Here is a 25,794-nt window from a genome sequence, read left to right as displayed (position 1 = left end):
GCTGGAGCAGCTAAAACAGCGGTTAAGGGGGGCTGTTTTAGACTTATAACTAGACCCGATTGGCCTTCAGTTACACTAGTTCAGGCCAGTAGTCTTTATTTGCTTCGATGAGTGCATCAAGGACCAGACGAGCCTTTTTCGCATCGCCTACCGTACGATTCAATGTAAGCGCCTGTAGAGCCTTGCCGTACGAACCTTCAAACCAAGCTTCAACCGTTAAACGCTCGTAAGCAAACTGTTGTTCGATCATGCCTTTATAGAACGTTGGGATCTTACCAACACCAAACGGACGTGGACCATTAATTCCAAGCTCAGCAGTGACTTCAACCATCACATCGTCATCTAGGTTTGCAACCAAACCATTATTTTCTAGAATCACTACAAACTTACGCTTTTGGTTAAATGCAATTGACTCTGCCACTTCAACAATCATATCCCCGTGCGCATCGTTATGAACGACACTTGAGTTCTTTGTTGTTCCGTCTTGTACAGCCTGTTGACACTCTGCAAATACACGCTTTTCACGGCCATCCATAACTTCATTTGCACGAGTGTAGTTCGCATCCAACTTAGACAACTTATACTCTGGGTATAAGTAGTACTGCAGGTAAGTGTTCGGCAGGTAATCAGGAAAATCACGCAACATGTCAGCCACTGCCGCATAGGTGTCTAACCAAGATTGGTCGCGCTGCTCCGCGTCTACCGGCTTAAAGCCGTTGTTAGAGATAAAGGCCTTCAGCTTCGGAGCCAAATCCTCGCCTTCTTGGTTATATAGGTGAGTAAACCAACCGAAGTGATTCAAGCCGAAGTACACAGGGTCAAACTCATCTGGGTTAACATCAAGCAGACGACCGTAAGAACGTAGTAAGTTCACTGGCTGATCACAGATGTTTAGGATTCGCTCATCTTCAGGGAAACGTTTCTTAAGCGCATCCGCAACAATCGCAGCTGGGTTGGTGTAGTTCAGAATCCAAGCTTCTGGAGCGCGTTCACGCACATCTTCAACCATTTCAATCATGTCACCAATAGAGCGCATGCCGTACGCGAAGCCACCTGGACCACATGTTTCTTGGCCAATCACACCCAGTGATAGCGGGATTTTTTCATCCTTTTCACGCATTTCGTAGCCACCCGTACGCATTTGGCAAAGTACGAAATCCATATCTTTATAAGCGACATCTTTATCTGTCGTGTACTCAAAATCTAACTCTGGGTAATCTTCAGAAAATAGCAGTTTAGCGTACTCACCAATCGTTTCTTGACGTGATGCATGCACATCAAACATCACCAAACGTTTTAGAGGAAAAGTGTCTTTACGCTTACAAAGCGCTTTAAGTAGACCAGGAGTCCACGTAGAACCACCACCGACTAGAACAATATTGAATGCTTTTTTCATCTTACTTCTCACTTACAAAATTAGAATAATGGGAGCCTCACCTTCGGAGGCTCAATTGCGTTTAAAATTTATTTAAATGGCTAAGGCTTGCTTTACATCGTTAGCGATGCTTTCCACCTGAGGCCCATAGATAACTTGAACATCCTCATCGCTGGCACGTTTGATACCACTTGCACCGGTCGCCTTGAGTGAGTCGTCTTTGATCTTGTCCATGTCTTTAACTTTCACTCGAAGACGCGTGAAGCAGTTATCGACCAGTTGGATGTTTTGAGCGCCGCCTAGACCAGCGATGATCTGCTCTGCTTGTTCTGAAGCCGTAACTTGTTGGCTTGATGTCGCTGTTTCATCTTCACGTCCCGGAGTCTTCACATTCATTCGAGTGATAATGAATCGGAAAACAAAGTAGTAAATTGGGAAGTAGCAAGCACCGACCAGAACAGCTAGCCACCAATTGGTTGCCGTACCGCCAAGTACACCAAAGACGAGTAAGTCAATCACACCACCTTGTACGTTACCGATCATGACGCCAAACAAGTGCATCAACGCGAAAGATAAACCAGTCATGAAGGCATGGAAGATAAAGAGAATCGGGCTAACAAAGATAAAGCTGAACTCTAATGGTTCTGTGATACCGGTAGTGAATGAGGCCAACGCACCAGCAATAACAAGGGCTTTCACTCGCACTTTGTGTTCTTTGCGAGCACAGTGATACATCGCTAACGCAGCGCCCGGTAGAGCAAACATCATCACAGGAATCTTACCTTGAGCTAAGAAGCGCGTAGCCTCTTTCACAACATCGTTACTAATAGATTCTGGGTGTGCTAAAGCGTAGTTAAAGATACTTAGCGCACCAACGATGCTCTCACCATCAACATTGGCGATGCCACCGATAGGGGTAAAGCGCACGGTTTCATTAAGAATATGGTGTAAACCGGTCGGAATAAGTAGGCGTTCCGTAGCTGCAAACAAGAAGGTACCAAAGCTCCCTGCCTCACCGATAAATTGACCAATATTTGCTATCGCAGCACCAATCGTCGGCCAAATTAGGGACATCAATACACCGATAATTGGCAATACGACAACAGTGATGATTGGTACGAATCGGCGTCCGCCAAAGAAGTTAATAGCAGTAGGCAAGACAATCGTATAAAAGCGGTTATGAAGAGCAACCGTTACCAGGCCCGCCAATACACCACCTAATACACTCATGTGATAAGAGAATATCCCTAAGGTGTAGCCAAACTCAGCGGAGAACATCATTGCTTCGGTTTTACCCATTCCCTGCTCGACAAGGTGTGCAACAGAAGTGGTTGCAGGGGTCAGGCCTTGAGCCGTCAACGAATAGTTAATACCCACATGCATTGCAATAAAACCGATGATTGCAGCGAAAGCAGCCGTCGGTTTTTCTTGCTTCGCTAAACCAATCGCAGCAGCGACGGCGAAGAACAGTGGCAAGTTGCCAAACAAAGAACCCGAAACTTTGCGAATAAATCCTAAGATCAATTGCACAAACTCAAGTTGGTTAAATCCTTGACCTGTAATATTAGGGTTTTGTAGGGCAGCAGCTAGTCCAAGAAATATACCCGCAGCAGCGATGACTGAGATTGGCATCATCAACGCTTTTCCGAGATCTTGGAGCTTTGAACCGAATTGTTTCATTGTCAGATTACTCCGTATCTTTATAAGTTATGCGAGCATTAAACGATCGATAAGTATAGTTGTCTATACAACTTGTTCGTGTATGTGATTCCTATCACGAAGGTCTTTGCCAAGATAAGCAGTTAAATGCATAAGCCTTGGCAGTTGGTTGTATAGTTGTGTATTCAGGTATCCTGGGATAGGATGAGGTACGAATTACTGGGGGTTTCAATGATCGACAAGCAGTCTCACGTTCCAATCTATATCCAGATAGAACAAATTTTATCGAAGAAGATCGACGATGGTTCTCTAAAACCTGGCGATCCACTACCGTCTGAAACTGTGTTAGCTGAGCAATACGGTGTTTCTCGTATGACTGCACGCAAAGCCGTCGACTACTTGGTTAGACAAGGTATTGTAGAAAGACAGAGAGGTCGCGGAACGTTTATTTGCGAACAAACTCTCGATCTTAAAATGGCGTTACCCTTAGACAGTCACCTCACCTCTAGCGAAGTAGCCAATAGTCTAAATTCCTCCATCGTGAATAAACTCCTACATCTCGAGAAAGTAACAGCATCACAAAAAGTGTGCGAGACACTTGGCATTGAAGAGAATTCTCAAGTTTGGTTTATGAAACGTCTTCGTTTAGTGGGAGCTGTGCCTTTCGTATTTGAATCAACGCACATGCTTATTGATCCTTACTTTGACGATCTCACCGAAGCTCATTTGAATAGCTCCAAGTACCTTTACCTAGATTCAAAAGGCCTAAAAGTGAAAGGGAGTGAAAAGCAGATCCGCGCAGAGCTACCCGGAGAAGAGGTGAGACGACATCTAGGCTTAAAAAGAGACGATCCTGTTCTATACGCTCGCAGTGTCGCACAACTAGAAGATGGTAAACCGTTCGAAGTTTCAGACATTTATTACAACCAAGAGCACTATACGTTCACGCTAAGTGCCAACCGATAGGTTTGTTGGCGCCCCGTGCATACTTAGATGACACCTATGATTAAAGCTAGATCATAGGTGTCTAATAGAGCGACCGCTGAGGTTAACGTCCAATAGCGCCTAAATCGCAATACACATCGGCGTATTTGAAATCGGATCTCGGAAGACTTTCGCATTCAGATCAAAAACATCATCAAGTAACGCCTCTGTCATCACCTCGTCAGGCGAGCCTTCTGCCACAACACAACCCTGCTCTAACACCACCAAGTGATCACAGTAACGGCACGCTTGATTAAGGTCATGTAACACCACAACTACCGTTTTACCCTTAGCGTTCATCTGTTGCATCAAATTCATTAACTCAACCTGATGCGACATGTCTAAATAAGTGGTTGGCTCATCAAGCATTACGATATCTGTATCTTGTGCTAATACCATTGCTATCCAAGCCCTTTGTCTTTGACCGCCAGATAAGGATTCAACCGGCTTATCAGCATATTCAAGTACACCTGTATCACACATAGCTTGCTCCACAATGGCTTGATCGTCTTTTCCTAACTTTCCCCAATGGGATACATAAGGAGAACGTCCATATTCGACCAATTTTCTGACGGTAATGCCTTCCGGGCTAACTAGGATTTGCGGCAGAAGCGACAAAGAACGTGCAAGCGCTTTATCGCCATAACTTGCTAATGGTTTACCTTCAAACAACACCTCCCCTGACATGGGTTTATTGATTCTTACCAAGGTTTTTAACAAGGTGGATTTACCACATCCATTAGGGCCAATTAATGCGGTAATTTTCCCTTTAGGGATTGAAACCGTGAGGTTTGGGATGATCGTTTGTTTGCCGTACGCGACGGAAAGGTTCTGCGTTTTTAGCATGGTTACCAACCTCGATAACGATAAAGAAGAAAAATGAAATAAGGTGCGCCAATCACTGACGTCAGCACGCCGGCAGGGAGTTCGATTGGAGGGTTCAAACCTCGTGCGAGTGCATCAGCACAGGTCACTAAAATGGCCCCTAGTAAAGCAGACGCAGGGATTAGCAACTTGTGATTATGCCCAAACAATAAACGCGCTAAGTGAGGCGCCAATAACCCAACGAAACTGATTGTTCCGGCTACTGACACGCTGACACTTGCAAGTAACACAGCGGCCAACAATGCGAGAATCTGAATCTGCTTGGGCTTGATACCCAAGGTGGTCGCACTTTCCTGACCAAGCCCCAACACGTCTAATCGCCAAGCAAACCATAATGCCATTGGTAGTAGTAAAACCAACGCCCCCCAGATAAATGGGACTTGCTGCCAGTTCCTACCCCAAAGGCTACCGGTTAGCCATACCATGGCTGTATTGATTTCGATAGGGTTAGTGACGAGTAAGAAATCAATACAACTGGCCAGAAACGCACTTACTGCAATACCAATTAATGCCAGTTTGGCCGGTGTTGGCTGGGACCACCATGCCAATAAGGCAATCAATCCAGCTGCAAAAACACCACCAAACATCGCAAATATAGGAAGCAAACTCACTGGCGCATTCGGAAACCAAACCAAACTCGCTGTTGCAGCAAGGCCTGCTCCGGCGCTAATTCCCATCAAGTCAGGAGACGCCAGAGGGTTACGTATTACACCTTGTACTAACACGCCTGAAAGCCCCAACCCTGCACCGACACTGATTGCGAGTAACATACGTGGCAACCGATACTGTTGGATAACAAAATCGTCACTAGAGAAAGCAATCAGATGTTCCATCACTTGAGAAATAGAAAGTGATGCTGCCCCAACAAACAAGCCAGAGAAAGCCATCAGCATAAGCAGCCCAAGTAACAACAATAGCTTCGCATTATGATGCATTAAGACTTCCTCGTAGCTATGAGAACAAAACAAGGTGTCCCCAGTAAAGCGGTAATGACACCCACTGGCGTTTCTGTCGGGAAAGCTATCGCTCTTGATAACGCGTCTGACCAAGACACCAACGCTGCCCCCGCCATCGCGGAAACGGGAATCAACACATGGTAATTATGCCCAACTATAGGGCGAACTAAGTGGGGGATTAACAATCCGACAAAGCCAATAGGACCTGCAATAGCGACACTCGCGCCCGCCAGCAAAACAATGGTCACACTACAAATGAATCGCGTAAGGCGGATATTGCTGCCCAACCCAACCGCAACCTCCTCACCAAGCGCAAGTAAATTGAGATTGCGCGCCATGCTGATAGCCAACACTAAGCCAATCACTACGGGAGGCCACAGTATTTGCCATTGCTCATCATCCACGGCAGACAATGAGCCTGTAAGCCAATGTAGTACGCTATAAGCCATATCGTCAGCAAGAATCAGTGCTGCTCGAGTCAACCCAATCAGTAATGCCGTAATGGCGATGCCCGCTAAAACCAAGCGCAATGGGTGTGAGCGAGCAGAAAAAAAACCACCTAGGATCATCACAGCACCGCCACTTAACGAGGCACCAATAACAGCATTAAGAATTGGATTTAGCTCACTGATAACAGGCACACCTATGGCAGCTAAAGCCATAAAACAGGCTGCACCAGAATTAATACCAAGAATAGAAGGAGACGCAAGTGGGTTTCTTGTTAAACCCTGCATCAATAAGCCCGCAACCGCTAAGCTGGCTCCAATCAATAACCCAGCATAGGCTCTTGGCGCTCTCAGAGTCGCCAAAATTTGATGAGTCATATTGCTCGCATCAAACGCAAACCAATAGTCAACTAAGTCACTTAGGGTCAGAGAAAAGTTAGACCATCCCAGCATAGAAGCTGCATACCCAGATAGCATTAAACAACACACTGACGACGTAAAAACAGTGGCTCGCCACGGTAATATTGGCAGCTTGTTCATTCCGGTAGAGATCAATATCGCTCTCATGATCGTTCCAAGATCTTCTCTAGGTTTTTCGCCATCTGTTCAGCCGCTAGCATGCCTCGATTTAATGACCAAAGTGCAGGAGACACTTCAACGACTTGCTTATTTTTTGCCGACTTCATTAGGTTGAATAACGGATTCTTTTCCCAATCGTTGATCACATTAGGATGCGAGTAAGCCCCCAATAGCAGCCAGTCCGGATTGGTTTTTAGTAGCAACTCAAAGCTTGTTGGCAAATATGCTTTTTCTGTGAGTTCTTCAATCGGGCTTGCAATTCCTAATGTTGTCAGTACTCCACCGGCATAGGATATAGGGCTATGAAGCCACATGCCTTTGTCCGATACGACAGCAAACTGAACAGTTTGTTCTAGAGAGAAATGGCTCTTGAACTCGAGCATAACTTGATGATGTTGTTGAATTCGTTGCTCCATATCTGATTGCTTATCAAGAGCAACACCAATTTTGAGCGCTGATTCCAAGTTTTCTTGATAAGTTTCGCCTCGGCTTTTTAATAGCAAAGTCGGTGCAATTCTCTGTAGATCTTGATAAACAGCGCGATGACGTTCCGCATCTGCGATGATCAAATCAGGCTTGAGAACTGCAATAGCTTCTAGGCTAGGTTGAGAGCGCATACCAACCGACTGCCAGGGTTCAACCAACTCTCGTACTGCTGGAATCACCCGTGTAGCATCATTATCGTCAGCGACACCAATGGGAGAAACATCTACCGCCGCCAATGCATCCACGAATGAGAACTCCAGAACAACGATGCGTTGTGGCGTAGTGTTAATCTCAAACTGGCCCTGCTCATCTTGGATCACTCTTGTTTTTGCCAATCCAGAAAATGAGATTAAGCACATCACCAATACAGCAAGACTCATCCATAATCTATTCATTGAATATTGTGTAATTATCGAAGCTGGTTGAAAGTCGTTTCCCATATTAAATTATCCTCTAACGCTAGAACCGTGAAAGTCGCCAAGAGTATTGGCGACTTTTGTTTATATTAAATTTCAATAAATTGCGTATTAGAACTGGTAATTCAGATCCAAGGTATAAGAGCGCCCAGGAGCTGGATAACGACCAACCGGACTAGTATCAATACCACGGAAGTAATAGTCCTCATCGAACAAGTTGTTGACCGCAAAGTTCATGCGTAGTTTGCTGCTATCGTCCTTGTATAGATCGGAACCTAGATTAAAGTTCCATACCATGTATGCCGGTACTTTACCCGTTGCGCCCGTTGCATCTTCGGCACTGGTGTTCGCGTTATCAGAATATGACTCACTGAAGTAATAACCAGATAGCGTCGTGTCTAACTTGCTAAATGCGTAAGTCGCATCCCAGCTAAATTGATGTTTGGATGTATAAGGAAGTTGATTACCTTTGTTTGCACCCTCTTCTTCAATCGTCGCATCTAGGTAGTTATATCCAGCTCCTAGACTCAAAGCTTGAAGTGATTCAGGAGTATAACGGCCGGAAAGCTCAACACCTTGGTGCAGTGTTTTACCAATGTTGTCAAAAGTTTGGGTCGCACTTTGCCATTGAAGCTGATCTTCGAAATCGATTCGGTAAAGCGCAACATTGAAACTGGTTGATTCTTGGTTGTAACGCGCACCTAACTCATAGTTCCATGCGAGCTCACTGCCCTCTTCACCTTTACCACGGATGTAAGCAATCTGTGGTGCACGCAAAGATTTTTGAGCATTGGTGTACCCCACCCATTGCTCAGTAAGATGGTAAGCTACAGTCAAACCAGGTAACCATTCGGTCACTTTGTTGTTGGTCTTTTCCGCATTACCGAGGTCATTAAATGCCATATCTATTGATTCATAACGAATACCTGGGGTTACCTTTAACACATCATTAAACAAACCAATTTCGTTGCTTACATAGCCTGCGAATGCATCTGTATCTAAGTGCCAATCACGTGGAGTGATCGTAGCGCCACCAGCAATCGGCGTTTGGGTAAGTTTGTAATCGATATCTTCGTTCACGTAGCGCGCGCCTACTATCCAATTTTGCGTTACGGTGTTTCCGTCAAAGTACATCGCTAATTTAGGCTCAACACCATAAACTGAAAACTCACGAGGTGAAGTACGAATATGAGTAGATGGCAATGCAGGATCCGCCCAGTGACCGCCCGCACTATTAAAGCCCCACTGGAAGAAACGTTCAGAACGGTGACCAAAGGTTAGAATCTCAAGCTCTGAACTATCGGCAAGGTTAAGGTCATGTAGGTATTTTAGGCTCCAACGCGTCGATTCACCTTGGTATTCATCATACGGTCGCTTGGATTGTGTACGATCATTTTTGTAGTCGTCTGGTGATAAAGCACCTGGCATTTGAGTATCAGCATCATAGCGTTGGATGAATGCTTGTAGCTCTTGTGTATCACTTAGTAACCACTGCAATTTCGCTTGGAAATTCTTCACATCGGTGTCTGAGTGTTCACGGAAACTTTCACCTTTTAAGAAGTTACCCTCAACTTGAAGTGCCAATGTATCGGTTAGCCAGCCTCCCGTGCGTAGATACAAATCATTTAAAGGGGAATCACCTTCTTCGAAAACAGTTAAACGATTGCTAATTTCAGTTTGCCATTTATGAGGAATTGGTTTGGTCACTAAGTTGATCACACCACCCACATTGTTTGGTCCGTATTGCACAGCCGCACCGCCACGCACGATATCAATACGATCCAACATCGAAAGTGTCGCTGGGAAGATCGATTGTCCGGTATGACCATAAGGCGCTAGAGTCAGCGGTACACCATCCATTAGAAACTGCGCATGACCACTTCGACTTGCCTTCAAACCACGCACTGAAATGTTAGGTAGAACACCTGTGCCAGTTTCGTCTTGGACTTTAATACCAGGTACACTTTGAAACGCTTGATCAATAGAAAGTGCGCCAGTTTTTTTAATTTGTTCATGGGTAAGTACAGTACGAGCACCTGGGTACTCTTTAACGTCTTCTAGCTCCGAATTACCAATGATACTGCCCGTTACAACAACCGTTTCCATTGTCGTGGTTTCAGCTTCATTAGCGGCAAACACGTTAGTTGAAGTCACAGAGGCAACAGCAACTGCAAGTACACTCAAACGCAGCTTTTTATGCGCTTGAGTTTGCGCATTCTTGTCCAATTTCATTTGTGGGTTACCATCCAAATTCTGGTGAAGCATGGAGATCTCCTAAGTAGGCAGGTTAGGGTCAAAGATCTATATTTCTTTATGATTAACTCTGACCCTTTGGGCTAAAACGACCTAAAATAAGGTCAACTATTCGCTAATTAGCGGAAAAAATAGCTGTAGAATTGAGCTAACTGTTAGAACTGGTATCCGTAGCTAAGCATGAATTCAGCAGGTGCGCCGTATCCAATCTGGTTGGTACCAGACGTACCGTTGGTTGCACCCAAAATGTATTTTTCATCAAAAATGTTGTAAGCATTCGCTTGAACTTTATGACGACCCGTAGTGTATGCAGCCATCAAATCGACTGTGGTGTAGTCACCTAAAGCGACGGCTTCATTATTACCTGCGTAACGGTCGCCAACGTATTTAACACCGCCACCTAAGCGCCAGTTATCGTCTAGCTGGTAGGTACTCCAAAGTGAGAACAAGTGATCAGATACGTCGTTTGGCTTCTTACCTGTATCTTTGTCTTCAGCATCAAGATAGCTATACCCAACCGATACATCCCACTGAGTTGTAATTTGACCGCGAGCTTCAAGCTCGATACCTTTATGACGCGCTTCAATCTTGCTAATTACGTCACCGTTGGTATCGGTTTGAGGTTGCTCTTGATCAATTTGGAAGATCGCAGCATTGAGCATCAGTGCGTTGTCTAGCAAGTAAGCTTTTGCACCTATTTCTTGAAGATCTGTATGGAAAAATTCCGCTAGCTTGGGATTGATGTAGATTCCTGAATAAGGCAACTGCCATGAACGAGCTAAGCTTGCATACACAGACATATCATCAGCAAGGCGATAAACCAGACCACCACGGTAGCTTACTTTGTTGTCGTCAAGGTTCTCTTTAGCTGAGCCAGCCTTTTGTTGTTCAAGCTCCATAGAGTCGTAACGCACATTACCGATCAACGAAAGATCACCCAAGGTGTAAACGTCTTGAACGTAAACGCCGGTAGTCGTTGTTGTATTGTCGCGGAAAGGCTTGAAACCCGGGTCGGGCGTAGGGCCCACTACAGGGTTGTAAATGTCTTGAGATGGAAGCGTTTTGTCACTGGCTAGGACAAGGTCAATATTAATCTGGTTGAAATCCGCGCCTATCATCATTTGATTAGAATCGGTTTCCCAAACGAGTTCCGATTGCAATGTAGTCGTGGTACGTGGGTCGTAGCCAAAATTATTCACGGTTTGAGAGACTTGATCGCCTGTCACCGTTCCTTGACGAGTCCCCTTTTGTTCCAGCTCAATATGGTTGTATGCTACACGGTTTGTCCATACCCAGTCACTGTTTAGACGCCATTCATAATTTATCGCAACTCGGAGGCTATCAGATTCTTGATAATCGTTAGTCCCGCCATAAAAAGTGCTTTCAGAAACGTCAACAGGTTTACCATCCTTTGACGGAACGCCACGATACGGAACTAACTCTTGGTGAGCGTATTCGACATCGAGATCAATAGTGTGTCCGTCAGAAGGCATCACTCGAATCGTTGGGGCTATAAAGAAATCATTAGAATCAACATGATCGACATAAGAATCTGCTTGACGATGCTCTACATTGATACGACCATTAACTTTGTCTGAAAACGCCATAGAGCTATCAAGCTGCCCTACAAATTTGCTATTGCTACCAACACTGCCTTTGACACTGGTAAAGTTATCACCGTTAGCACGTTTAGTGACTAGATTGATAATACCACCGGCAGAACCTCGACCATAAAGTGCACCTGCCGGGCCTTTGACGACCTCAACACGCTCGATATTTGCTAGGCTTCGATAAGACTGTAAAGTCCCGTCGTCACGCATCCCATCGCGATACATATCATTAAGCGCATCAAAGCCACGAATAACAAATTGGTCGCGACTCCCTTCGCCGAGGGTATTATTTACACCTGCAACACCATCGAGAGCATCCACTAAACGTACTGCTCCGCGGTCTTCCATTTCAGTCTTAGTGACCACTGAAACGGCTTGTGGCACATCTAGCCATTCAACATCCGTTTTGGTACCAGACTGAGGCATATGTTCCGCATACCCTTCGTATTGATGTCCAATAACTTGTAGCGTTTCGTCCGCTACAACTTGTTCTTTTGCGTTTACAGCTGGTACCACAGTTACACTCGCAAGCGCTCCACCAATAGCCAAAGCTAGTGGAGATAGGGTCAATCTTATATTCATTTATTATTACCATTTTTGTTTACAAAACCACTGCGATGCGAATGAAAACAAATATCATTTATATTTGCAATATATATTTTTTCAACTATAGTTGCCCGGCGATATGCAACTACACTATTAATACCATTATCAATAAAAACAATGACATAGAAAAAAACCTTCCCTAAAAACAACAAAAAGGCCACTTGAATGCAAGTTGTGAGCAGGTAACAACAACGTTTTATAAATTAGGAAAGCCCAATGAAATCTACGATTATTATTGTGAGTCACGTCGTCAATGACGCAGTCACTCACGGCTTCGTACCGACAGCAAAAGCGATGGGGCTTTACGTCGTCCTGATCACAGATCACAAGCTCAGCCACCTGAAATTGAGTAACGATGACGAGCGTTTTAGCCCAGACGCAATTCTTGAGTGTGATGTATTTAATCCTCTCGAACTTATCGAGACCATCACAGAACAAAACATAAAACCGAGTGCTGTTTTTAGTAACAGTGATCACTTGCAAACTTCGACCGCTATCTGCGCTCAGTTCTTTGGTCTACCGGCAAAAGATTGGACCGTAACGTTGCAAGCAAAGAACAAGCACCTCACTCGCCAAGTTCTGAATGAAAAGTCTCTTCCCAATGTCCAAAGTGAATTGCTATATCGTGACACCGATTCTGCGTTTGATTTTACTTTTCCTGTCGTCGCCAAGCCTAAAGAAGGTGTGGCAAGCATAGACGTCCAACGTTGCAACTCTAAAGGTGAGCTGGAAAGTTATTGCGAGCGCTTTTGGCAGAAACAACCGACTAGCCCAATCTTGGTCGAAGATTTTTTGCAGGGTCCGCTGATCACTTTAGAAACCTTGGGAGACGGAGGAAACTTAACTGCGCTTGGTGGGTTTGATGTCGAGCTCTCAGAGCCCCCGTTCTTTATTGAAACTGCTGCGACTTGGAATGGCGACAATAACACTCAATTCAAGGATGAGTGTGTGCGACAGTTGCAAGCATTTGGCGTAGGCTTCGGTGTTTGTCACAGTGAATTTATTATCACAAAGTCTGGTCCGGTATTGGTTGAAATCAACTATCGCAGTATTGGAGATGGTCGTGAGTTCCTACTCGATAATCTAAGTGGTGGAAAATGGTTTAGCACCATCTTAAGTCTCCACCTCGGCAACAAGCTAGATCCTTCATTCCAAATAAGTGGCAGTGCAAACGTCCACTATGTTGTGGCAAAGCAAAGTGGCGTCATCGAGGGGACATCTACGTCTTTCATTCATCAAGATGGCGACGTTGTCACACAACAGCAGGTGCTCAAACACCCGGGTGAGACCTTCCTACAAAGCTTTTCCAACAAAGATTACCTAGCGCGAATTTCTATAGCATCGCCCTCGGGGCAAAGTTTAGATGCTGCTCTTCAACGCACTATTTCTCGATTCAATCTAACGTCAAACAGTGAGGTGAACGCATGAGCAACAACGCTTCATACCTAACTCAGCGACTAGTGGATACTTGCCTTCGTGAAGATCTATTTGGCTTAATGTCTAAAAGTCAGCTCAAAGCCAAAACACCTAGCAGCATTGCTATTTCGAATTACCCAGGTGAGCAAGCATGGGCTACCTTTTCCCATTCTGATTTCACGCTTTACCTACCCGTCACGCCAAGTTACTACATGCAGCGCTGGGTATACGGTTCTCCTAATGGGGTAGATGGTCATGGTTGGCTAATAGAGAAAAGGGGCCAGTTTGAACTTCAGCATGACTATCATGATTGGATTCAATTATTAAAAGCGTGTGCACATGAAAGCTCCCACCCATTGCTAGACGGTTACTTACAAGAACTCGAATGTGCAGAAGAACACAAAGCACTATGTGATAACGCTTTCCAACAACATTCTAAGTCATTAATGCAGCCAATTTCTCAGCTGACACATTGGAACCAAAAATTACTGCGCGCTGATCAAATCGCGTCTTACCTTGATCACCCTTATTATCCCACCGCTCGCGCAAAATTTGGGTTAAGTGATACAGACCTCGAGCAATATGCGCCAGAGTTTGCACAAAGCTTTGCTCTGCGTTGGCTCGCGATTGATAAGTCACTCGTCACTTTGACCAGTTCACAGCCACAATGCTGGCCAACTATGGAGCAAGTAGGTCTACCGGACGACTTTGCTGTGAGTCATCATTTATTCCCAGCACACCCTTTAACACTGCAAAGCCTTGAGTCTCTTCCAGAAGGTATTATTGAAGCCCCTACTCCATACCTTGAGGTTACACCAACACTATCGGTACGTACCGTTGTTGTGAATTCTGCACCACATATTCACATCAAAGTGCCACTTATCATGCGTTCTCTAGGTACCAAAAACATTCGCTTAATCAAACCTTCGACTCTTTATGATGGACATTGGTTCGAGCGCCTATTAACGCATTTAGAACAAAGTGATAGCGACTTACAAGGCACTTTATTTCATTGCAATGAGAAACACGGTGGACACGTAGGAGATGACAAAAGCTTCGCTTACATCGTACGTGAATACCCATTAAACCATTCGCAAGACAAAGCACTCGTTCCCGTTGCCGCGTTGGCTAGCCCAATGCCCGATGACCGCTTGTTCTTAGAGCACCTCGCCGAACAGTATTATCACAACGACACGTTAGCTTGGTTTAAGGATTACGTTGACCTACTTTCAAAAGTACATCTGAGATTGTGGCTTCAATACGGCATTGCATTGGAGTCCAACCAACAGAACGCCATTATAGCGTTCGATGCTCAGGGAAAAATGACCTTAGCGATGAAGGACAATGATGCAGCGCGGATTTGGCCTGAGCGATTTAAAAACTTCGAACACCTCTCACCGGTTAAGTGCGATCAATTGCTGGATCAGCGCATTAAAGTGGGCGATGAACTGGCTCTTGGTCAGATGTTCACTACAATCACGTTACAGCTCGATATTGCAGCGATTGTTGAGGCAATGGCCGCACAAGCTATTGCGCCATCGGCTGACCTTTACAAAATAGTGGCAACCAGCCTTTCTCAACAGCTAGAGCAACTTCGTAATCAAGGTCATGACGTAACACTTGCCAACAAGATGTTATTTGAATCACCGAACCTGTACACCAAGTATTTATTGAGTTCAGGCAGTTTGCTCTCGAAAGAAGCCTCCGGTGCTAGCGATATCAATAAATTTTATGGGTTATCGGCTCCGAACTTCTTACTACTTACCAGTAAAGAAGCACAACACGCTTACTTAGAATCCATCAAACAGAGCGTGAACTAACCCACCATGACCAGACTCATTTATTGTGTGCTGCTCTGCCACTTCATCGCGGCATTTGCAGCCTTAGGTATGCCCCTGTTTTTACCTATGGTGTTACCGACACTTGGCGCACATATCGATTCAGATTGGGCAGGCATTTTATTTATTTTGCCAACCTTTTGTACTGCGTTAGCTGCGCGGTTTTGGGGGCAGTTTGCTGATAAGTTTGGCAAACGTCGCTCTCTATTGCGAGCACAGCTAGGGCTTGCCGCAGGGTTCGCTCTGTGTGGTTTGGCAGATAACCTAACGATGTTTGTGTTTGGTCTTATTGTTCAAGGAACCTTTGGCGGCACTATGGCCGCCTCGAATAGCTACCTATCAAGTCAAATTAAAGACGCAAAGACCCTCGGCACTTCACTGAATAAGACTCAGCTTTCTGCACGTTTAGCGTTGATCGTCGCGCCCATCGGCCTAGGTTGGACATTATCAGACACGAGCCCGCTGAATGCGTATCTGTGGCTGTCTGCCTTACCCTTGTTAGCATTGGCAATCACGCTCACGCTCCCTGCTGATCACTTAGTGAAATCGGATGCAGAGAAAGAAGCAAAAGACCAGATAACGAGTCAAAGAGAACAAACAACATACAAGCCGTTACACAACCTCTACTGGGTGTTCGGTGCACAGTTCTTCTTTGCTTTTTCGATGGTAGTCACCTTCCCCTACTTCTCACCTTTTGTGCAGCAATACGGTGTGACAAACCAAGCGTGGATAGGCTTTTTATACGCCCTTCCACACGGTGTTTACTTACTCTTTGCCGGAAAAGCTCATATGTTTTCAGAGGTGCTCAACCGCCGCCATCCGCAAAATACCTTGTACCTTGGTTTCGGCTTACTCTCAGTCAGTACTGCGATGCACCTAATACCCGACCAAACAACGCTGATCATCGCTCGAGTTGTTTTTGGACTTGGTATGGTCTGTTGCTACCAAGGGCTACATCAAGCCCTAGCCAACAAAATCGACCGACAACAAAGTGGCAAGATATTTTCTCGCTTTGATGCCATGTCTAAATGGGGGGGTGTTGCAGCAGGGTTAAGCGCGTCTTTTATATCAAGCTTGGGGTGGCTTGAGGTTCCTTTCTTACTTTCTACTTTGATCAGCTTTAGTACTGCTATCGCAATGATCATTCTTTCAAAATTTGGACATCGACATGTTAAACAATCATTCATATCCGACTGAGAACCGAGCTGAAAACAAGACGCAAATAAATCACAGTCAGGTTCAGCTCAATCAAGAAAAAGCCCAAATAAATACCATCATGGGCGTAGTGAACTGCTACCTGCGTGAATACGCGATACCGAATAAGCAAGTTGATTGGTGCTTCAGCTCAGCATCACTGCCACAGACGTTAAAAAGAAACTATACGGCTAAACAACGTGTGGCAATATATCTCCCTCGGCAAAATCAGGCGCAAGAGAGTGGCTTGTTAGTCTTGCCTGTTGAATACGTCAGTAGCCTAGGAAAGGTAAAACTTTCAGATTCACCTTGGTCGAAAACGACTGGTGCTGGCTGGTCTAAACTAGACGCAACCCAAACTCTAACACTGTTGCTCAATTACCTTAAACAAGTGTTAATGATCCCGTTCAACCATGAATTGATAGAACAAATGCAGAACAGCTTGCTTGTAACCGAGCAATTCCTACATGCCGACAGCACACTCCAACAGCATAATGCCTTTATCGCGTCAGAACAGTCACTGCTCTGGGGACACACTTTTCATCCAACACCAAAAAGTCGTGCTGGGGTAAGTATGGATGACTTACTTGCTTGCTCTCCAGAAGTTGGAGCGAAGGTGCCTCTGTATTGGTTTGAGGTGGAAGCAGCTTTACTGGATGTATTGCGCTCAGATACGCGCAAATCACCTAAAACGATGCTCGAACAATTGGCCCCAAAAGAAAGTAATTCAGAATCAAAATTACTTTATCCGTGCCACCCATGGGAAAGCTACACACTTCTACAAAACCCAGCAGTTCAACGTGCAATTGAACAAGGAAAAATCACACCATTGGGCTTAGGTGGAGACAAACTGTTGCCCACTTCATCCGTGCGCACTCTTTATCACCCAGATATGGAATGGTTCGCTAAGTTTTCCATCAATGTACGTTTGACCAACTGTGTTCGCAAAAACGCATGGTATGAACTCGACAGTGCCGTACAGTTAACTTCTATTCTACGTCCGATAAAAGAGAGCGAACAGCTGCGTAACCCAGTATTCAAGGTGATGAGTGAGCCGTACGCAACAACACTGAATCTGGAATCGATTGAAGGGCAAGAGCCTAACGACATCATAAAAGCGCGTGAATCATTTGGCATTCTGTATCGCGAGAACTTCACACTAAGTGAAACCGACGTTCTACAACCGACATTAGCAGGTTCGCTGTTTGCCTATGACCGAGAAGGAAATAGCTATATAGCTACCCAGCTAAAACACAAAGCAAAAGCAACACAAAGCCAGTATGAAAGTGTCGCAACCTTGTGGTTTGAGCGCTACTTGCATTGCTTGGTTCCCGGCGTGTTTAACTACTACTTCAAACATGGAGTCGCATTCGAACCTCATCTACAAAACACGCTGATTGGTTTTGAACAAGGCATGCCATGTTGCGTGTGGATTCGTGATTTAGAAGGTACAAAATTGTTACCTAAATTTTGGCCTTCAGAGACATTACAGCAGCTTTCAGAAAGAGCCCGCCACTCGGTTTACTACAGCCGAGGGCAAGGTTGGAATCGCATCGGTTACTGCACCTTTATTAACAACATTAGTGAGGCCATATTCTTTATTGCTGAGGGAGACGCCAAACTTGAAGAGACATTGTGGGAATTATTGAAAGAATCCATTGTTCGTTGGCAGTCAATCAATGGCAAGCAACCAGAGTTAGTTGCGTTACTTAATGGCGGCTTCTTCCCAAGTAAGAACAACTTCACCACTCGCTTGATGCAAAATGCCGACAAAGAGTCGGGTTACACGCTAATTGCGACACCGTGGGCGACTCAAAACACAGGAGAAAATCATGACTAAGCTAACTCTGCTTCCTTCTCACATCGAGCAAGAAATAAAACAACTCGCGAACCAGCAGAATCAGCCGTTATGTGCTTACCTGTATGACCTTAATGCGCTTGAGCAGCATATCAAACAGATGCGCCATGTATTACCCAAAAACGTGGAGCTGTTTTATGCCGCAAAGGCCAACCCTTCTGCGCCAATCTTGAGGACCTTGTCGCCTTACGTTGATGGGTTTGAAGCGGCATCTGGCGGTGAACTTAGCCACCTTCAGCAGCAACAACTCAATAAACCGCTGATCTTTGGTGGCCCAGGGAAGATGCCAAGCGAATTAGAACAAGCAATACAACTTGATGTTGATGCTATCCATGTCGAAAGTATTACGGAACTACAGCGTATCGGAGATTTGACACAAAAGTTGAATCGACCTGCTTCCATCTTTCTGCGCATGAATATCGATATTGGTGACATCACGCTCAGCAAGCTAGCCATGGGCGGGAAACCGACTCCATTTGGTTTCGATGAAGCTGAGTTAGATAACGCCATCATGCATCTGCGTGATTTCCCGTTAATAGAGTTGAAAGGTTTCCACTTCCACCTGATGTCACATCAACTCGATGTTGGCCGTCACTTAGCACTCGTTCAACGTTATTTCCAAGTGGTTAAACAGTGGAAAGAAAAATACTCGCTTGAAGATCTTATTATTAATCTCGGTGGAGGCATGGGGATCAATTACCAAGATCCTAGCCAACATTTCCCGTGGATAGAGTTTTGCGACAAATTAGAATTTTTGATCGCTGAAGAACACATGGAAAATTGGAAACTACGCTTTGAGTGTGGGCGCTATATCTCTGCGCCGTGCGGCTACTACGTAATGGAAGTATTAGACATCAAACAGAATCTTGGCGAAAACTTTGTGATTGGTCGTGGTGGCACGCATCATTTCCGTACACCAGCAGCACAAAACCATGATCACCCTTTTGCTGTCGTCCACAATCAGCAGCACTCAACCATTTCGAACCCAATCCACCACACTACTGCCAATTTAGTTGGCCAATTATGTACACCAAAAGATGTACTCGCTCGAAACCAAAACATTGAGTACGTCGACATCGGTGATTATCTTGTGTTCACCTTAGCAGGAGCGTATGCATGGAACATTTCCCATCAAAACTTCTTAATGCACGAGCCACCTGTGTTTCATTACTTCTAGCTCAAACAACGGATTCAATATCGCGTTGTTAATGGCTAAATAAAGGTCAACTACACGCTTGATTTTTAGCCTCCACATACGGAAACGCCCAAAGTTATTAGCTTTGGGCGTTTCTTCTAACAAACTGGTTTACGACAACCGAGCGTTAAAGTGTCATATGCAAAATCGGAAAAGATTTTCCCATATCATCTAGTGGTGAGCGTGATACAACTTTGAATCCCATATGCTGATAGAAACCTACCGCTTGTGGATTTTGTTCGTTCACATCAACTTGGGTTGCGCCTAAATGCTCAATAGCATACTGCAACAGCGCTTTACCGACTCCCTGCCCTCTTACTTCATTTACAATGAATAGCATCTCAACCTTTGATTCGTGAGTTCCCACGAACCCAACAATAGAGCCGCTGTCATTTTTCACACATCTTAAGATAACAGCAGGAAAGGCTTGTTCCATGATGATAGGCTTAAAAAACTCAATATCTTCTTCTGTTATGAAGTCATGAGTTGCTCGGACTGAGTTTTCCCAAACATTAAGCATTTCAGCGTAATTTTCAGGACGCACATTTTCAATAATCATCGCATTTCTCTTAAGTTAACGGATATCAATGTGCAGCCGCGAGTGCTTATATTAACTGACGAAGTGTAATGGCGTCTAATTAAGACTATGAATAAGTAGCACCCGACCGATGGATAGAATGATACCTCAGCGGCTCGGGTTATAGCTTCTTCGTGAGAAACGAAAGCGATGAATCCAGTGGATAGTTTTCTAATACCATTTGGCATTCATAGCCCTGTTTTTCATAAAACGGACGAGCTTGAAAGCTTAACGTATCAACCAGCGACGACGTACATCCTTGAGACTTCGCATACTCTTCGATTCGCGTGAGAAGTTCGCTTCCAACTTGCTGTCCTCTCAGAGATTCATCAACCCAAAGAAACTTAATAAGAAGCCAGTTTCCCCAAAGATCTGCGATGATACCACCGACTTTCTTCTGATCTTCCAAAGCATAATAAGCCACTTGAGATTTAGGTATCCCCTCCAAGAAAGGCGTATTGTGTTCAATCAAACCACCACGAACTTCATTGATGTCCTTGTCTGAAGGTTCACTATCAAATTTGTATTCCATTTCTTTCCTTACGTGTTCATATCCATTTGCTGATGAGCAATTGCATTCAAAAAAATAATCATCGACGCCGCCATTGTAGCGATGAAGCTTCTGCTAAATCGCCCCTTGCTGAGCCAGTTTGCTGAGAATGTCACTGGTTTTCTCCCTGAACAGATCTCTTAATAATCGAACCGTTGGGGTGATCGATTGACGACTTGGGCATACCAGCCAAAGCTCAGTAGGAGTAGGTTTGTAGTCTTGCATGACACTGACCACCCGCCCAGTAAGCAGATCATTGGACATATCAAGGCATGATTTAATCGCAATCCCTCTACCTGCTACACACCAACGTCTAACCAAATCCCCATCGTTGGAAGCCCTGTTACCTGTTAGCTTCACTTTATGAGTGGTTTCTTCATGACTGAACTGCCATTCATTCTGGAGAACATCGTGTAACTGATAAAAGAGGGCATTGTGCTCTAACAAATCATTGGGTTGTATCGGAGCTTGATGCTCAGCAAGATAACTAGGGCTTGCGCATAACACTCTAGGAACATCGCAGATCTTAAATCCATACATGTTGGCATCGGTTGGAGAACCATAACGTAGCGCCATATCCACCGAGTCACGATAGAAGTCGATATTGCTATCACTAATACTGGATCGAAGCGACACGTTAGGATATTCCAACAAGAATTCATCCAACCAAGGCGTAATGAGATTTCGTCCTAGATCAGACGATAATGCGATACGAATTTCACCATCAATAATGCCGAGCTCTTCGTGCATGTTCATTTTCGCTTGCTCAAGCATCTTTAGCGCTTCCTCGCATTGTGGCAAGTAACGCTCTCCCGCCGCCGATAGCCGTAAGTGGCGTGTCGTACGAACGAAAAGCTCTGCTCCTAACGATGCTTCGACGCGCTTTACCGCAGCGCTGGCCGTTGCTGTCCGCATATCAAGGTTGGTTGCTGCAGCGGTAATACTGCGAAACTCGGCAACTTTCAAAATAACCTTCAAATCCTCTAGCAACATCTTTAAGCCTCATTCTTTAATTAAATTGGGTAAGAACACGCTATCAACGCTAAGTATTTATAGAGTAGAGGATCACTATTATCAAATATTACTTGATAATTAATCAAAGTAAAGGCTGTTTTTCATTGCCAATCACTCACCTAAGATAACGTCATGTTAACGAAGCGCCCCATATCGGAATACCCATTTACCTTCAATAGCGATAAACGACGGCGCGATAAATTAACAAACACTTTTTGATAGTGTTTCAAAAACCATTAGAAAACCAATGGCGATATATTGTCTACACTCATTGAGCTAACAGACCGCTATGTAACCAATTTTGAGACTCTATAACTTCTTGTTTTATATAAGTTACCGTCTTTTCGGAACTGAACACACAAAGGAAAGTAACATGACTAAATTAACTATTGTTGCAAACATCGTGGCAAATGAAGACAAAATTGATCTAGTGAAAGCTGAGCTGCTTAAACTGATTGAGATCACTCGTGCAGAAGAAGGTTGTATCAACTACGACTTGCACCAAGACAATGAAAACCCAGCACACTTCTTATTTTACGAGAACTGGGAGTCACGCGAGTTGTGGCAAACACATATGAACAACACCCACCTTGCAGAATACATGGCAGCCACTGAGGGCGCAGTCACAAGCTTTACACTCAATGAAATGACGCACATTGGTTGATTGCTAGTGCTCTAAGGCACTCAAGATCAATGGCTCAACAGCTCATCGTTTAAGCCCATTCATAACATCTCAATCAATATGCTGGATATTGAATGGGCCAACTTTCGTTGATTACGATTTAAAAATTAGGCTGAAGCCACTTCACCTAATCAAAAGGAAGCACCATGACAGCACCAATAAAAATGAAAGCAATCGGGTTTACTCAATCACTTCCAATTACAGAGCAAGACAGTCTGTTTGAGTTTGAAACCGATGTTCCAGAAGTGAAAGACAACGACCTACTCATCAAGGTGAGTGCGACGTCAATTAATCCTGCAGATGCTAAAATACGCATTCGTAATGCCCAAGGTAAAACCCTAGAACAACCTAAAGTATTGGGTTACGACGCTGTTGGTGAAGTTATCGCCAAAGGTGCAAACGCTGAAGGCTTCGAAGTTGGTGACCGAGTTTACTATGCCGGCGATGTGACACGCATGGGGGCTAATGCACAATATCAAGCTGTGGATTACCGCATCACTGCTCACGCGCCGAAGAGTCTTTCTGATGAATCTGCTGCCGTCATGCCGTTAGCAACACTCACTGCATGGGAGGCGCTATTCGACCGACTCCGTGTTCGCCCAGAAGAGAGAAAATCGATACTGATCATTGGCGGCGCTGGTGGTGTAGGCTCTATTACGATTCAATTAGCAAAGCAGCTTACTAACCTGACTGTTATTGCCACAGCCTCAAGACCAGAAACAGAGCAATGGGTGCGAGATATGGGGGCTGATCATGTCGTCAACCACCGTAACTTGGTTGAGTCCGTTCGTGAACAAGGCATCAAACATGTCGATTACATTTTCAACGTGGCTGATACCAAAGGACACTGGGATGCAATGGTAGAACTTATCGCACCACAAGGTTTAATCAGCTCAATCGTTGAGTTCGATGGTGGTATCGACTTGTCAGCACTTCAAGGCAAATCCGCTGGTTTTATTTGGGAGTTAATGTTTACACGCTCACTGTTTGACACAGATGATATCCAAAAGCAGCAAGACATTCTATTCCAAGCAGCAAATCTGATCGACGCTGGCCGCATTAAATCTACACTAACGACAACATTGAATGGCTTTAGTGTTGAAACGCTTAAAGATGCGCACCAACGTATCGAAAGTAGTGCTTCAATCGGTAAAACGGCGATCAAGTATTAGGATATTGAGAGTAATTTACTGCTCTTCGAATAGAGGCAGTAAGTGATCATCAAGCTACATTCTTCTAAGCTAGAAATACCCAAATACAAAAAGAGCCACCCAATAGTGGCTCTTTTATTTGTCACTAGGCTTACGCTTTAACTCAACGTCATAACCACGCCACTAAATGTGACAGCGTCATAAAACCTTAACCTTTAGAGTGATTTCAATCCAGAGGTTGATAGCCGAATCGCGCCAAATAATGCCAAACCTTTTTGACATCTTGTTCATCGTAACCTTTTTCGGTGACTGCCAAGCCGAGTATTCTTGGATCGATGACACCATCTTGCGATAACTCTTTAGCGAGCTCTATGTACTCTTTCCCACGATATTCTGGATAGCGAGCCATCTCTTCAACACTCAGTTTAAACCCGTTATGCCATTTAACTGGAATATCTAACTGGCGAGCATACCATTCGATCCCGGTCTCGCGATAAGCTGGATCAAGCACTATACACTCGACGTCCTCTTTCAGTGATATCTCACCATGAACATGCGCTTCGATATAATCATCTAACAGATCAACATCGTCAGAAGATGCCTTATCGATTAATGCCTGTAGCCGACTTGCAATGGCAAAGTCTGTGGGTTCAAAGAAACTATCTGGATAGCAAAACGTAGTACGATCCAGTACGTGTTGCTTTAACTCAAAATAGCTACTGCCAAAGCGCGCGGCTGCGCCAGAGGGATATTCTCGAAAGTTCAAAGCACCATACTTGGGTCTTAAGTGGTCAGCGGCATTATCATACGCGCCATCAAACACACTCTGCTCCCAAATCCATCTTGCTCCGCCAGTATAGGCCGTTAACCCGCCGTTACTCGTGCTGGTCTCGAATTGAGATTTGAGTTTGCCATCACGCGCAATCGCTTGAAGTAACGGTGTTTTATTCGACGTATAACGGTCAGGGTGAAAGTTAATCGTCACCGCATGGACGTAACTACCCTCTTCGCAACAAGACTTGGAACGTATATTTGCGATTGCTTGCTCGGTTGCACCTTCAGTCATAACACCTCTAATTTGTCCTAGCGTCTACTCACTCGCACCTAGATGTTGCCTACGTTTGATGCGTTAAATGAAAACATACGTATTTCATCACGTGGATGCCAGCCAATATTTTCATAAAACGCTTGTGCGTTCAGGTTGTCATTGATGACAAACAAGTGGGTTTTAGCGATCCCTATGGATGATAAGGCGTCCACTGCGTTTGATATCAGCTTTGCGCCTAAGCCCTGACCACGGCAAGCTTTGGATACCGCTAAATGTTGGATATAACCACGACGACCGTCTGTTCCCACCAATATCGCACCCACGATCTGCTCGCCTTGCAGAGCAACAAAACTCAGGTTTGGGTTACGCTCGAGATACTTCCCGATGTTTTCTTCGGAGTCTGCTTCTCTTAATTGCATGCCTTCCGTTTCAGACCAAAGGTTCATGACCTGCTGATAATCTGAGATGTCCATTTCTCGTAACACAACTTGTTCCCTTACTTAAACCTAAACACCTTACAAAAGTGCCAAATATAATGAATCTATTAATGCTCGATTTATTCATGGTTAAGTTATTCATACTTAACCATACCGACCCGTTAATCACATGCTTCTTCAAGCGCTTCGTTCTCTGAAACGTACGCCACAAGATTTTCGAACGCTATTTTAAAATAAAGCTCGTAGCTTCCTTGCTCTACATACCCTAAATGAGGGGTCGCAGTAACGTTAGGTAGAGAAAGCAAAGGCTCTGTACTTTTAGTTGCGGGCTCACAATCAAAAACATCGACAGCCGCTCGTTTGATCGGATTGGATTTGAGTTCGTTAAACAGGGCATCAGTCTCGACAAGCTCTGAACGGCTGGTATTCACAAACAAGGAATCTGACTTCATTGATCTTAGATCTTCAGCCGTAACACACCCTCGCGTTGCCTCATTCAAACGAAGATGGAGAGATAGAACATCCACTTGCTGAAAGAAGCCGCGTTTGGATTCAGAGGCCTCAAAACCATGTGATTTT

At 44.7% G+C, this 25,794-nt stretch carries 22 protein-coding genes; 8 read left to right on the top strand and 14 right to left on the bottom strand.

All coding sequences use genetic code 11. The features are described 5' to 3' along the window. Positions 1–70: 70 nt before the first annotated feature. Together AC6R05_RS10470 and AC6R05_RS10465 are read right to left on the bottom strand one after the other, a co-directional pair. Positions 71–1,396: a 6-phospho-alpha-glucosidase gene (locus AC6R05_RS10470; RefSeq protein ID WP_152471033.1), complete on the bottom strand. Its 1,326-nt coding sequence runs from the start codon at positions 1,394–1,396 to the stop codon at positions 71–73. A 72-nt stretch (positions 1,397–1,468) separates the two neighbouring features. Beyond that, on the bottom strand, positions 1,469–3,055 hold the full coding sequence (locus AC6R05_RS10465) for a PTS transporter subunit EIIC (protein WP_150873256.1): 1,587 nt from the start codon (positions 3,053–3,055) through the stop codon (positions 1,469–1,471). Between the two features lie 210 nt (positions 3,056–3,265). Between AC6R05_RS10465 and AC6R05_RS10460 the strand changes: the two genes are divergently transcribed. Further along, complete coding sequence (locus tag AC6R05_RS10460) at positions 3,266–4,000, top strand: GntR family transcriptional regulator (RefSeq protein ID WP_150873255.1); 735 nt, start codon at positions 3,266–3,268, stop codon at positions 3,998–4,000. A 99-nt stretch (positions 4,001–4,099) separates the two neighbouring features. On the opposite strand, the gene fecE is transcribed toward AC6R05_RS10460, so the two are convergent. The 6 genes from fecE to AC6R05_RS10430 form a co-directional block, all read right to left on the bottom strand. Beyond that, positions 4,100–4,864 (bottom strand): Fe(3+) dicitrate ABC transporter ATP-binding protein FecE, encoded by a 765-nt coding sequence (gene fecE, locus AC6R05_RS10455; RefSeq protein ID WP_500647313.1) that lies wholly within the window; start codon positions 4,862–4,864, stop codon positions 4,100–4,102. A 2-nt stretch (positions 4,865–4,866) separates the two neighbouring features. Then, the gene (locus tag AC6R05_RS10450) at positions 4,867–5,838 is read right to left on the bottom strand and encodes a FecCD family ABC transporter permease (RefSeq protein WP_500647312.1); all 972 of its coding nucleotides are present in this window, start codon (positions 5,836–5,838) and stop codon (positions 4,867–4,869) included. Next, positions 5,838–6,782: a FecCD family ABC transporter permease gene (locus AC6R05_RS10445; protein WP_500647323.1), complete on the bottom strand. Its 945-nt coding sequence runs from the start codon at positions 6,780–6,782 to the stop codon at positions 5,838–5,840. The genes AC6R05_RS10450 and AC6R05_RS10445 overlap by 1 nt, the downstream gene beginning before the upstream one ends. 86 nt (positions 6,783–6,868) lie before the next feature. Beyond that, a complete protein-coding gene (locus tag AC6R05_RS10440; protein ID WP_500647311.1) occupies positions 6,869–7,765 on the bottom strand; it encodes a Fe(3+) dicitrate ABC transporter substrate-binding protein in 897 nt (298 codons plus the stop codon). 132 nt (positions 7,766–7,897) lie between these two features. After that, complete coding sequence (locus tag AC6R05_RS10435; RefSeq protein WP_500647310.1) at positions 7,898–10,051, bottom strand: TonB-dependent receptor family protein; 2,154 nt, start codon at positions 10,049–10,051, stop codon at positions 7,898–7,900. A 143-nt stretch (positions 10,052–10,194) separates the two neighbouring features. Next, positions 10,195–12,231, bottom strand: coding sequence for a TonB-dependent receptor (locus AC6R05_RS10430; RefSeq protein WP_500647309.1), 2,037 nt, complete (start codon positions 12,229–12,231; stop codon positions 10,195–10,197). A gap of 240 nt (positions 12,232–12,471) precedes the next feature. Here AC6R05_RS10430 and AC6R05_RS10425 point away from each other — a divergent pair, with 240 nt between their 5' ends. Genes AC6R05_RS10425 through AC6R05_RS10405 form a run of 5 tightly spaced genes read left to right on the top strand, consistent with a single transcriptional unit; the run spans position 12,472 to position 19,738 of the window. Next, positions 12,472–13,683 (top strand): ATP-grasp domain-containing protein, encoded by a 1,212-nt coding sequence (locus AC6R05_RS10425; protein ID WP_500647308.1) that lies wholly within the window; start codon positions 12,472–12,474, stop codon positions 13,681–13,683. Then, positions 13,680–15,491 carry an IucA/IucC family protein gene (locus tag AC6R05_RS10420; RefSeq protein ID WP_500647307.1) on the top strand — a complete coding sequence of 604 codons (1,812 nt, stop codon included), beginning with the start codon at positions 13,680–13,682 and terminating at the stop codon, positions 15,489–15,491. The genes AC6R05_RS10425 and AC6R05_RS10420 overlap by 4 nt, the downstream gene beginning before the upstream one ends. A 6-nt stretch (positions 15,492–15,497) precedes the next feature. Then, entirely contained in the window at positions 15,498–16,706 is a 1,209-nt protein-coding gene (locus tag AC6R05_RS10415) for an MFS transporter (protein WP_500647306.1), read from the top strand. Then, the gene (locus AC6R05_RS10410; RefSeq protein ID WP_500647305.1) at positions 16,678–18,543 is read left to right on the top strand and encodes an IucA/IucC family protein; all 1,866 of its coding nucleotides are present in this window, start codon (positions 16,678–16,680) and stop codon (positions 18,541–18,543) included. The genes AC6R05_RS10415 and AC6R05_RS10410 overlap by 29 nt, the downstream gene beginning before the upstream one ends. Further along, positions 18,536–19,738 carry a type III PLP-dependent enzyme gene (locus AC6R05_RS10405; protein ID WP_500647304.1) on the top strand — a complete coding sequence of 401 codons (1,203 nt, stop codon included), beginning with the start codon at positions 18,536–18,538 and terminating at the stop codon, positions 19,736–19,738. Before AC6R05_RS10410 ends, AC6R05_RS10405 begins: the two co-directional genes overlap by 8 nt. A 145-nt stretch (positions 19,739–19,883) precedes the next feature. Here AC6R05_RS10405 and AC6R05_RS10400 read toward each other — a convergent pair whose 3' ends face one another. The 3 genes from AC6R05_RS10400 to AC6R05_RS10390 form a co-directional block, all read right to left on the bottom strand. Further along, positions 19,884–20,315: a GNAT family N-acetyltransferase gene (locus AC6R05_RS10400; protein ID WP_500647303.1), complete on the bottom strand. Its 432-nt coding sequence runs from the start codon at positions 20,313–20,315 to the stop codon at positions 19,884–19,886. 139 nt (positions 20,316–20,454) lie between these two features. Next, a complete protein-coding gene (locus AC6R05_RS10395) occupies positions 20,455–20,865 on the bottom strand; it encodes a GNAT family N-acetyltransferase (RefSeq protein WP_032550657.1) in 411 nt (136 codons plus the stop codon). A 93-nt stretch (positions 20,866–20,958) separates the two neighbouring features. After that, the gene (locus AC6R05_RS10390; RefSeq protein ID WP_500647302.1) at positions 20,959–21,876 is read right to left on the bottom strand and encodes a LysR family transcriptional regulator; all 918 of its coding nucleotides are present in this window, start codon (positions 21,874–21,876) and stop codon (positions 20,959–20,961) included. A 394-nt stretch (positions 21,877–22,270) separates the two neighbouring features. On the opposite strand from AC6R05_RS10390, the gene AC6R05_RS10385 reads away from it, so the two are divergent. Together AC6R05_RS10385 and AC6R05_RS10380 are read left to right on the top strand one after the other, a co-directional pair. Further along, positions 22,271–22,561, top strand: a complete 291-nt coding sequence (locus AC6R05_RS10385) for a putative quinol monooxygenase (protein WP_500647301.1) — start codon at positions 22,271–22,273, stop codon at positions 22,559–22,561. Positions 22,562–22,725: 164 nt separating this feature from the next. After that, on the top strand, positions 22,726–23,751 hold the full coding sequence (locus AC6R05_RS10380) for a zinc-binding alcohol dehydrogenase family protein (protein WP_500647300.1): 1,026 nt from the start codon (positions 22,726–22,728) through the stop codon (positions 23,749–23,751). A gap of 205 nt (positions 23,752–23,956) precedes the next feature. Here AC6R05_RS10380 and AC6R05_RS10375 read toward each other — a convergent pair whose 3' ends face one another. From AC6R05_RS10375 to AC6R05_RS10365, 3 genes are all read right to left on the bottom strand, one after another. Next, on the bottom strand, positions 23,957–24,796 hold the full coding sequence (locus AC6R05_RS10375) for a DUF3626 domain-containing protein (RefSeq protein WP_500647299.1): 840 nt from the start codon (positions 24,794–24,796) through the stop codon (positions 23,957–23,959). A gap of 38 nt (positions 24,797–24,834) precedes the next feature. Then, positions 24,835–25,251 (bottom strand): GNAT family N-acetyltransferase, encoded by a 417-nt coding sequence (locus tag AC6R05_RS10370; RefSeq protein WP_032550662.1) that lies wholly within the window; start codon positions 25,249–25,251, stop codon positions 24,835–24,837. Between the two features lie 125 nt (positions 25,252–25,376). Further along, positions 25,377–25,794: NAD(P)-dependent oxidoreductase (locus tag AC6R05_RS10365; RefSeq protein WP_500647298.1), on the bottom strand; the 418-nt coding region annotated here is incomplete at its 5' end.

The organism is Vibrio sp. R11-SG3-ISO9, assembly GCF_059834255.1.
The sequence above is the reverse complement of the archived record's forward strand: the minus strand, read 5'-3'. Positions and strand labels throughout refer to the sequence as shown.